Origin of the sequence: Halorubrum sp. SS7, assembly GCF_005435055.1 — an archaeon.
Classification (GTDB): Archaea; Halobacteriota; Halobacteria; order Halobacteriales; family Haloferacaceae; genus Halorubrum; species Halorubrum salinarum.
The window spans coordinates 61,646-71,880 of the sequence record NZ_SGXV01000015.1; the positions used below are offsets into that span (position 1 = coordinate 61,646).

9 protein-coding genes and 1 pseudogene are annotated in these 10,235 nt (G+C 73.4%); 7 read left to right on the top strand and 3 right to left on the bottom strand.

All coding sequences use genetic code 11. The features are described 5' to 3' along the window. Positions 1-15: 15 nt before the first annotated feature. The gene (locus EXE44_RS13200; protein WP_137717533.1) at positions 16-375 is read right to left on the bottom strand and encodes a response regulator; all 360 of its coding nucleotides are present in this window, start codon (positions 373-375) and stop codon (positions 16-18) included. Between the two features lie 213 nt (positions 376-588). Here EXE44_RS13200 and EXE44_RS13205 point away from each other — a divergent pair, with 213 nt between their 5' ends. The 6 genes from EXE44_RS13205 (at position 589) to EXE44_RS13230 (ending at position 5,226) form a co-directional block, all read left to right on the top strand. Next, positions 589-1,620, top strand: a complete 1,032-nt coding sequence (locus EXE44_RS13205) for a phosphate uptake regulator PhoU (RefSeq protein ID WP_053771592.1) — start codon at positions 589-591, stop codon at positions 1,618-1,620. Positions 1,621-1,714: 94 nt separating this feature from the next. Next, entirely contained in the window at positions 1,715-1,897 is a 183-nt protein-coding gene (locus EXE44_RS13210; RefSeq protein WP_137717534.1) for a hypothetical protein, read from the top strand. A 78-nt stretch (positions 1,898-1,975) separates the two neighbouring features. Continuing rightward, a complete protein-coding gene (locus tag EXE44_RS13215; protein WP_008440311.1) occupies positions 1,976-2,203 on the top strand; it encodes a hypothetical protein in 228 nt (75 codons plus the stop codon). An 87-nt stretch (positions 2,204-2,290) separates the two neighbouring features. Then, a complete protein-coding gene (locus EXE44_RS13220) occupies positions 2,291-2,719 on the top strand; it encodes a CoxG family protein (protein ID WP_053771589.1) in 429 nt (142 codons plus the stop codon). Further along, positions 2,716-3,522: a nitrilase-related carbon-nitrogen hydrolase gene (locus tag EXE44_RS13225; RefSeq protein WP_137717535.1), complete on the top strand. Its 807-nt coding sequence runs from the start codon at positions 2,716-2,718 to the stop codon at positions 3,520-3,522. Before EXE44_RS13220 ends, EXE44_RS13225 begins: the two co-directional genes overlap by 4 nt. Before the next feature lie 693 nt (positions 3,523-4,215). Further along, positions 4,216-5,226 carry a presenilin family intramembrane aspartyl protease PSH gene (locus EXE44_RS13230; RefSeq protein ID WP_137717536.1) on the top strand — a complete coding sequence of 337 codons (1,011 nt, stop codon included), beginning with the start codon at positions 4,216-4,218 and terminating at the stop codon, positions 5,224-5,226. Between the two features lie 316 nt (positions 5,227-5,542). Here EXE44_RS13230 and EXE44_RS13235 read toward each other — a convergent pair whose 3' ends face one another. After that, positions 5,543-6,052, bottom strand: coding sequence for a PUA domain-containing protein (locus EXE44_RS13235; protein ID WP_137717537.1), 510 nt, complete (start codon positions 6,050-6,052; stop codon positions 5,543-5,545). A gap of 50 nt (positions 6,053-6,102) precedes the next feature. Beyond that, a complete protein-coding gene (locus EXE44_RS13240) occupies positions 6,103-9,927 on the bottom strand; it encodes a MarR family transcriptional regulator (RefSeq protein WP_137717538.1) in 3,825 nt (1,274 codons plus the stop codon). A 116-nt stretch (positions 9,928-10,043) separates the two neighbouring features. Between EXE44_RS13240 and EXE44_RS13245 the strand changes: the two are divergent. Beyond that, positions 10,044-10,235: pseudogene (locus EXE44_RS13245) on the top strand (acetaldehyde dehydrogenase); the annotation flags it as partial.

Here is a 10,235-nt window from a genome sequence, read left to right on the forward strand (position 1 = left end):
GGTTCCCGGGCGCCGCTACCCGAGGTGGCTCTCGAACTCGCCGACCAGCTCCTCGGCGTCGACGGGCTTCGTCACGTAGCCGTCGGCGCCCGCCTTCACCGCCTCCATCATCTTCTCCTGCTGGTCGACGCTCGTACACATCACGATCACCGCGTCGGGCCAGCGGTCCTTGATGGCCGCCGTGGCCTCGATCCCGGTCATCTCCGGCATCACGACGTCCATCGACACCGCGTCCGGCTCGTACGCCTCGAAGAGTTCGACCGCCTCTGCGCCGTTTTCCGCCTCGTCGACGACCTCGAACCGGCCCTCCAGCGCGTCTCGAACGACGGTCCGCTGGAAGGAGGAGTCGTCGACGACGAGTACCCGCTCGGTCATACCCGTTCTCCCGGCCTGACCGACATAAGCGCGCGGATCGGCCGCCGCCCCGACCGCTCGTCGGGGATCCGGTCCCGGCCTCGATCCGCCTCGTCGGCGCGTCGGCGGCGTTCGAGCGGCGACCGCGGCGCGCCGAGTACACCTTGTATATTCGGCGCGGCGTATAATGAACATGGGAACAAGGTTAAGGTCTATCCGGCGGTACGGTCGGGCATGGAAACGCGGAAGGTCCAGCGGTTGGGGCCGTCGACGCTGGCGATGACCCTCCCGGCCGAGTGGGCGCAGGAACACGGCGTGAACAAGGGCGACGAGGTGTCGCTGCGGATGGGCGGGAAAGGGACGCTCACGGTGCTCCCCGAGTCGGTGAGCACCGAGGAGTCGGAGGCGGTGATCAACGCCGACGGGCTCGACGCGCGCTCGCTCGAACGCGCCATCGTCGCGCAGTACGTGCTGGGGCGGCGCGTGATCCACGTCCGCAGCGAGGGGGCGCTCGACAGCGAGCACATCAACGCGGTGTACAAGGCCGAGACCCAGCTGATGGGGCTCGGCGTCATCGAGGAGACCCCGGAGGACATCTCGATCCGCTGTTCGGTCGACCCCGAGGACTTCACCCTCGACAACCTGCTCGAACGGCTGGAGAACACGGGCTCGACGATGCGCGGCGAGGGCGTGAAGGCGCTCGCGCACGGCAACCCCGACCTCGCGCAGCGCGCGCTCAACCGCGAGCGGCAGGCGAACAAGATCTTCGTCCTCCTGCTCCGGCTCATCTTCACCGCCTACCAGAACCCCAACCTCGCGCGCGCGGTGGGCCTGGAAGAGGGGTTCCCGCTGATCGGCTACCGCTCCGTGGCGAAGAACCTCGAACTCACCGCCGACAACGCCGAGGACATCGCCGAGATCGTGATGGAGGCGGACGGGCACACCCTCGACGTCGACAGCGCGACGATGCGGCAGATCCGCGAGTTCACCGACCAGGTGGACGAGCTGACGGCGCTCGCGGTCCGGGCGGTCGTCGAGCGCGACTACGACCTCACCGTCGAGTGCCGCGACCTGTTCTCGCGGTTGGAGGACCGTGAACAGGAGATCCTCGACGAGCTCCCGAACGACTTGGACAACGAGACGCTGCTCATGACCCGGGAAGTGCTCGTCAGCCTCCAGCACACCGCGGAGTACGCCATGCGAAACGCCGAGATCGCGGCGAACCTCGCGCTCAACGAGGCGTCGGACCACGTCGAGATCATCTGATCGCGGCACCCCGGCCTGCGGTCCTTCTTCTCGTCTCCCCGACGCGCGTCGCTCGGTTCGCATGAACTAAGTGGTCCCCCGCGAAGCGACTCGTATGAGCGAGGGTTCCATCGAGTCGGACAAGGGGGTCGGCGTCGCGCTCGCGCTCGGCGCCATCGCGGTGGTCGGCGCCGTTGTGATGGCAGCGTACCCGGGTCAGCTCGGGAAAGCGTGGGGGTTCGCGGGCGCGTTCCTCTTCGCGACGCTCGCCGTCGGCGCGGTCCAGCTGTTCGACTGACCGGCCCGCGCCCCGGGCCGGTCGGCCGACCGCGAAAGACGAGAAACCGTTAAGGATGTCAGACGCGTAGGTCTGATAATGAGCGAGTACACCGAGGAGGAACAGCGGATCCTCGCGTACCTCACGGACAGCGTCACCCGTGGTGAGCGGTACGTTCGCTCGAAGACGATCGCCGACGCGATCGGCCTCACCGCGAAGCAGGTGGGCTCCCGGCTCCCGCGGCTCGCCGAGAAGTCGGACGACGTGGACATCGAGAAGTGGGGCCGCGCGAAGTCAACCACCTGGCGCGTGACGCCGGAGGGCTGAGGTCGTCGGGCGACGCGGCGACCGCGTTCCCCGCACCCGACACCGTCGACGCGCATTTTTAACCCCCGTAGTCCCAAACGAGTACGTATGACCGTTCGAGTCTCCCGGACGTTCGAGTTCGACGCGCCGCCGGCCGACGTGTGGGCGTTCATCTCGGACGCGGAGCAGCGCGCGGGCGCCATCAGCGTGGTCGACTCCTTCGAGGTACACGACGACGGCAGCGCGACGTGGCACGTCGCGCTCCCGATCCCGATGATCCGCTCGACGATCGACGTCGAGACGAAAGACATCGCGCGCGACCCCCCGAACCGGGTGAAGTTCGTCGGGAAGTCGCGGGCCTTCCGCGTCACCGGCGAACACGAGATCACCGAGACCGACGGCGGCTGCCGGCTCGCCAACGAGTTCGTCGTCGACGGGAAGCTCCCGGGCGTCGAGTCCTTCTTCAAGCGGAACTTCGACGCGGAGCTGGACAACTTAGAGGACGCGCTCCGCGCCTCGCTCGCCTCGCCGGCATGAGGCTCGCCGGCGTCCAACTGGCGGTCGAGGGCGGCGCCGTCGAGGCCAACGTCGAGCGGGCGCTCGACCGGGTACGGGCGGCGGCGGCCGACGGCGCGGACCTCGTCGTGCTGCCCGAACTGTTCGACGTGGGCTACTTCGCGTTCGACGCGTACGGCCGGGCCGCGGAGAGCCTCGCCGGCGACCGGCTCGCTCGGTTCGCGGCCGCGGCCGACGACCACGACGTGGCGGTGCTGGCCGGCACGGTCGTCGAGGACCTGTCCGCGTCGGCCGCGGACGGCCTCGACGTGCCGGCCGAGTCCGGGCTCGCCAACGCCGCGGTGCTGTTCGACGCCGACGGCGAACGGCGCCTCGTCTACCGGAAGCGCCACCTCTTCGGGTACGGCTCCGAGGAGACGGACCGGATGGTCCCCGGCGAGCGGACGCCCGTGGTCGACCTCGGGGGCGTCACGGTCGGGGTGACGACCTGCTACGACCTCCGCTTCCCGGAGCAGTTCCGCGGGATGGTCGATCGGGGCGTCGAGTGCGTGCTGGTGCCGAGCGCGTGGCCCTACCCGCGGATCGAACACTGGCGGACGCTCGGCCGCGCGCGGGCCATCGAGAACCTCGCGTACGTCGCCGCGGTCAACGGGAGCGGCCGGTTCGGCGACGACGCGCTCTGCGGTCGGAGCGCGGTGTACGACCCCTGGGGAACCGCGCGCGCGTCGGCCGGCGACGAACCGGGCGTCGTGACCGCGACGGTGGACCCCGACCGGGTCGCGGCGGTCCGCGAGGAGTTCCCGGCGCTGCGCGACCGTCGGTGAGCGGGCCCGCGCGTGCCTCGCGGGACGCCGAATCCCGCGTGTCCCGATCTCGCGCCGCCGGATCCCACGTGCCCGGATCCCGTCTCGCCGGATCGTACCGTTCCGGATCTCACACCTTTATACGCCTGAGGGACATAGCGCCTTTTGCCGAAGACCGACGCTTTTCTCGTTGGAATTCGGCGTTAATCGATCCGCGCGCCCGTCCCGACCACCCGGGCGGCGACGCCGACGACAGCCTGGGGGTCCGCTGTCCGGCCGCCGCCCGCCGCCGCCTCTCGCCGCCGCTTCGCCTTTCGCCCGCCTCCCACCTCTCCCACCCTTTCCCGCGTTCCCTCGACGACCAGCGTCGCCCTCGTTCCGTCCGGTTTCGTCCCCTCGTTTCGTCCGATTCTGTCCCCTTCACACGCCGAGTATCTCTCCTGATAACTCGGCCGGTAGGTACTTACGTCGCTCGGGGAAGGAAGCAAACGCCGCGGACGAATCCGACCGGCCCCATCCCGTTCCGGGCGGGCCGGTCGGCCACTCGCTTCCACCGTCCGTCGTCCGTCGGCTTGGGTTCGGGTCCACCCGCTCCCACACCGAGCCCGAACCCGTTTCTGTTCGCGCTCCGCTCCGCCGAACAGCGACCGCCGTCGCCGCCGCGCGCGGCCGAAGCGCAAGGACGAAACCCTCGGCCGACGAACCGGCGGTCGAATGTTCCCCCGCGAGTACCGCGGCGTCGCCTTCGTCGTCGGGCTGTTCGTAGTCGTCCAAGTGGGCGCGCTGGCGCTCGTCCCCGAGTTCGCCGAGAGCGGGTATCAGGCGGTCGAGAACCCGGACAACCCCGTGAACAGCGTGGTGTACGTCGCCGCCATCGTCGTGATGACCGGACTGATGCTGGCGGCGTTCCGGTACGACTTCGACGGGGCGATCCGGCTGCTGATCGTCGGCGTGTCGGCGTGGCTCTCGTGGTACGTGTTCTCCGCGCTCGTCCCGCCGCTCGCGGCCGCCGTCCCGGCGGTCGCGGTCGCGGTCGGCCTGCTCGTGCACCCCGAGTGGTACGTCATCGACACCGCCGGTGTGTTGATGGGCGCCGGCGCCGCCGGGCTGTTCGGCATCTCCTTCGGCCTGCTGCCCGCGCTGATCCTGCTCGCCGTCCTCGCCGTCTACGACGCCGTCTCCGTGTACGGGACCGAACACATGCTGTCGCTCGCGGAGGGCGTGATGGACCTGAACATCCCCGTCGTGCTGGTGATCCCGCTGTCGCTGTCGTACTCGCTGCTCGACGGCGAGACGGCCAGCGAGGAGGCGTCAGGGGTCGGCGAGGAGCCGGAGTCGGACGCGGACCTCGCGGATTCCTCGGACACCGAGGGCGAGAGCGACGATTCCTCCGAGCCCGTCGAGGCCGCCGACCCCGCCGACCGCGACGCGTTCTTCATCGGCCTCGGTGACGCCGTCATCCCGACGGTGCTGATCGCGAGCGCGGCGACGTTCTCGCCGGCGAGGGACCTCGCGGTCCCGCTCCTCGGCGTCAACCTCCCCGCGGCGCTGGCGATGGTCGGGACCCTCGCGGGGCTGCTCGTCCTCATGCGGTGGGTGATTCAGGGACGCCCCCACGCGGGGCTCCCCCTCCTGAACGGCGGCGCCATCGGCGGCTACCTGATCGGCTCGGTCGTCGCCGGGGTCCCGCTGATCGAGGCGCTCGGACTGGCGGGGATTTTATAAGTCGACTCGGCCGTACGATGAGTTCGTTCACGGACCACTGACCGACACGAATACCCCCGAAGCCCCAGCCGCGAGGCACTACGCGCCACGGGCAACCGGCGGCTCCGCCGCCGGTGACTGCCCCTTCGAGTCCCGCCCGACCGCAACCGCACCTCACACCTCCCCAGCCTCGTCGCTCGCTGCTCGCGGTTTCACCGCTCGCAATCGAGGTGCTCGCTTCGCTCGCACCTCGCACCGCTCGCGACTCCCTCGCGCGTGCTGCCTCGCGACCGCCTTCGGCGGCCGCTCGCAGGCACGCGCCACCGCAAAAAATTCGCTATTCGCCGTCCGCGGGGTTCCCGTCACGCGTCTTCACGGCGACGCCCGAGCCGAGCGCCTCGGCCTCCGTGCCGGAGAGCTCGGCCCGCCCGACTCCGAAAATCGCGTCGGACTCGTCGACGACGAGGACCTCGTCGCCCGGGCGGATCCCGTCGTCGGCCGCGGTGACGAACTTCGCGAAGGCGTTGCGCCCTTCCCGGACGAACGGCTCGCTCTCCTCGCCGACGACCATCCGGTGTCGCGGCGCGGCGAACGCCTCGTGGATGCGCTTCCCGCCCGCGAGCCCGAGCGTGAACCGGCCGTCGGTGCCGTAGGAGACGAGGCGGTCGCCCTCGCTGCTGCCGGGCGTGTCGTCCACGTCGCCGTCGATCACCTGTCGCGGGCGGCCGCCGCTCGACCGGCGCACGGTGAGCGGGTCGCCCGGCGGGAACAGCGCGTCGCCCGCGCCGGCCCCGAACTGGTAGTCTGCCGCCGTCCGCAGGTCCGCGAGCGTGTCGGCGTCGGTCATGGCCGCGGTTCTCCGCGCGCGCCCAAAGCGATTGCGACACCGCTCGCGGCTCACCCGAGGGGCGGGTACGTCGCGGCGCCGTCGCCGTCGACGCGCCAGCGGTCGGCGAGCTCCCGGTACGCCGCCGGGTCGGCGGCCGACTCGGGCGGGACCGACTCGGGCGGCGACTCCCGCAGCGCCTCGGTCACCGCCTCGCGGTCCGTCGCGGTCGAGCCGCCGGGCCCCTCGGCGAGGAGGTCGACCAGCTCGTCGGCGGCCGCGACGACCGCCCGAACCGCCTCGATCCGGTGGCCGAGGTCGAGCGCCGCGGTCAGTCGGGACGCCGCCGCCTCGGCGTCCCCGCGGTCGGCCGCCGCGGCGCCCAGCGCCGCGAGCGCCTGCGCCTCGACCTGCGTGAACCCGCCCGCGCGGGCCGACTCGACGGCGGACTCCAGCGCCGCGGTCGCGGCGTCGCCGTTCCCCCGAGCCAGCGCCAGCCGGCCCCGGACTCGGTCTAACTCCGCCAGCCGCTTGTGCCCCGCGTGGTCGTCGAGCAGCGACGCGGTCCGCTCGACGCGCCGCTCGGCCGCGTCGAGGTCGCCGCGGTCGATCGCGACTTCCGCCAGGATCGCGGTTACCATCGCGCACCGGGTGTCGGCGTCGAGCGCGTCGAGGCGGTCCAGCGCGTCCGTGAGGAAGCGCTCCGCCCGGTCGAGGTCGCCGGCGACGTGGGCGGCGCTGCCGAGGTGGCTCAGCGCGAACGCCTCGTACAGCTCCGAGCCGACCCGCTCGGCGATGGCCCGCGCCTCCGCCGCGCGGGCGACCGCCTCGCCGACGGCGCCGCGCTGCTCGGCGACCGCCGCGAGGTTCAAAAGCGAGATGGCCTCGCGGTGTTCGTCGCCGACCGTCCGGTAGCCGTCGAGCGCGCGCCGCGCCGTCCGCTCGGCCGCGTCGAGGTCGCCGCGACGCCGCAGCGCGACCGCCTGGTTCGCCCGCACGTTCGCCGCCCCGTGTGTGTCGTCGTAGGCGCGGAACAGGTCGCCGGCCACCCGGTAGTGGGCGAGGACGGCGTCGGTCCCGTCGAGCCCGTCGAGCGCGTTCCCGACGTCCATCAGCGCCTTCGCCTCCCCGATTGGGTCGCCGACCTCGACGGCGATGGCGTACGCCCGCGAGGCCGCCTCGTAGGCCTCCTCGAAGTCCCCGTCGAAGTGGGCCGCCTGGGCGCGGCCGCGGACGGCCGCCGCGAGCCCGCCGCGGTCGCCCGCGGCCCCGAACAGCTCCTCGGCCCGCTCGTACCGCTCGCGCGCCGCGTCGTACTCGCCGCGGCGCCGCGCCACGTCGCCGTACCCGCGCTGGCGCTCGGCGGCGCCCGCCTCGTCGCCGGGCCGCCACGCGTCGAGCGCCGCCGTCGCCCCGTCGAGGTCGCCGGCCTCGACGTACATCCGAGTCACCCACTCCGGCGGCCGGTCGCGCAGGCCGTCCGGGCACGCGTCCGGGAGGTCGATCCGGGCGTAGCGAACGCGCCCGTACAGCGGGGCCAGCCGGGGGTACCGGCGGCCCACGCCGTACACCGCCCGGACCGTCTCCGCCGCCCACGCGCCCGGGTCGCGCTCGATCCGATCGACCGTCGGCGCGTCGCCCCCCACGGCCCGCCGGACGCGGGCGCGGCGCGTCGGGTCGTCGGCGAGCGCGAGCACCCGCGAGACGGCCCGGCCCACGCGCCTGGCGACGACCGGCGCCGGCTCCCGCTCGACGAGCCGCTCAAGGAACAGCACCGACCACTCGTCGTGGACCGCGCGGTACCCCTCGTCCCCGGAGCGCACCAGGGCCGTCCCGACGAGGCGGTCGAGCGCGCGCCGCACCCCGTCGACGGTCGGCGACGGGCGGCCGTCGTCTCCGCCGCGGTCGCCCCCCGGTCCCGCCGCCGGCCCGTCGACGAGCGCGTACGCCAAGGTCTCGACCTCGCCCACGCCGGCGACGTTGAGCAGGTTCACGAGCACCGCGACGTCCGCCGTCGGCGGCGGCCGGTTCCGGACCTCCCGGACCGCCTCCGCGACCGCCGCCTCCAGCCCGGACTCGGGACCGGCGTCCCCCGCGCGTCCGGCCGTCCCGTCGCCCGTGCCGTACTCTCCCGAGGCGCCGCCCGCGCTCCCTCCCGGGTCGCCGGCGACGGTCGCGCCCTCGCCGCTCGCGCGGACGAGGCGGTGGACGAGCGCGAGCAGCTCCCCGACGCGCTCGTCGTCCGCGCGCCGCACGTCGTCGAGCAGGGCGTCCGGGTCGGCCGCCGGCGCCGACCCGGTACAGTCGGCGACGTGGGCGACGAACCGCTCCACCTCGCGCGCGTCGAGCCGGGGCATCCGCACGGTCTCAATCTCCCGGCGGTAGCGGAGGTCGGTCGGGGACAGCGGGAGCCCGTCGGGGTCGTCGTACGGCTCCTCGCGGGCGTCGAACAGGAAGGACACGTCGTCGCGATCGGCCAGCTCGCGGGCGAGGCCGACCGCCTCGGCGGCCCCGGGGTCGACCGCGTCCTCGACGACCACGAGGTGGTGGCCGTCCCCCGCGGTCACGCGCTCGCGGAGCCGCTCCGTCGCGGCGAACGGGTCGCCGCCGTCGCTCGGCCGGTACGTCACCGGACCGCGTCCCGACCGGTACCACTCGACCGCGACGCTCCGGCACACCGTGCTCTTGCCGCTGCCCGGCGGGCCGACGAGCGCGTGATCGGTGCCCTCGGCGAGCCCGTCGACGAGCAGGCCGGCGATCGACCGCCGCTCGCCGTCGCGCACCGCGGTCCTGTCGAGGACGTACCCCGCGTCGACCTCCGGGAACGACGCGGTGGTGCGGAGCGGTCCGTACGGGTCCGCCTCGCCGGTGAGCCGGTCCTCGTCGACCGCGTGGAACCCCTGCGCCGAGAGCGCGCTCCGCCCGGGGTCGTCGGACCCGGTTCCCCCGAAGAGCCGACCGCCGGTGCGCTCCGTCCTCCCGTCAGCTCCGGCGGATCGCTCCCGGCTGTCGGCCTCCTCCTCCTCCTCGGATCGGCCGCCGCCCGCCGACGAGTCGCCCGCGCTTCCTTCGGGTCGGTCGTCGCCGCGCGCGTCGCCCTCGGTCTCGCCCGCTTCGGCGTCGTCCATCGCCGCGAGCGCGTCGCCCGTGTCGCGCCCGCGGTCGATCAGTCTCCGCACCTTCCGTTCCGCCCACTCGACGGCCTCCGGCTCGCTCGACGCCGCCGCCCCGTGGAGCGTCCCGCCGTCGTCGAAGGTGAGAAGCAGCGCGGTTCCGTCGGCCGCGACCACCCCCGCGTCGACGGCGTCGACCGCGGCGACGCGGGACCCTTCCCGGCGCGCGACGGCGCCGAGGTCGCCGGCGAAGCGCTCGGCGGCGTGTCGGTACGCCCGGTCCGCGAGCGCGAGGTCGACGGTCCCGCCGCCCGCGGCCGTGCGCCGGAGCCGCTCCGCGACCCGCGGGTAGGGGAACGCGGGCAGCGCCGCCGCGACCGCGTCCGCGTCGGCGAGCGCCTCGTCGAGCACCTCCAGCGGCCGGTAGGGGTCCGGGGCCGCGGCCCGGTACGTCTCCGCCTCGCGGAGGACCGCGGGGTCGACGTCGACGTCCGCGCCGAGCGGGTCCAGCACGTCGCCCGCGGCCGCGAGGTCGTCGGCGGCCGTCAGGAACTCGCGGTACTCGGTCGCGAGGAGGCGCCCGGAGAGCGTCGTCCGATAGCCGTCGGTCTCGCTCGCGACGAGCCCGGCCGCCTCCAGCTCGTCTATCGCCCGGTTCACCGTCGACCGGGAGTGGCCGAGCGCGTCGACGAGCTCGTGCTTGCGCAGCGGCTCCGCGGCGAGCCGTTCGAGGAAGTCGAGGCGGCGCTCGACGGCGCCCACGAGCTCCGACGGCTCCGTCATACGTGCCCCCGCACCACACCCATCGGTATAACTGTTTCTTCGGTGACGGCTCTCGCGCGCGGTGGCACAGTGTTTCACTGGGTGAGAATAAGGGGGTCACCGACACACTCGCTCGCATGAACGAGGACCGCGGGGGCGGGGGCGACGAGGCGGAGGCGTCGGCCCGGCTCGACGAGGCGGAACCGAGCGGCCCGGACGAGGCCCAGCCGGTCGAGTCCGCCGGGCCGACGCCGGACGAGGCGGACGCGCCGGACGACGGCGCCGGACCCCTACCGGCCGCTGGAGGTGCTCGACGACGTCTTTCAGGA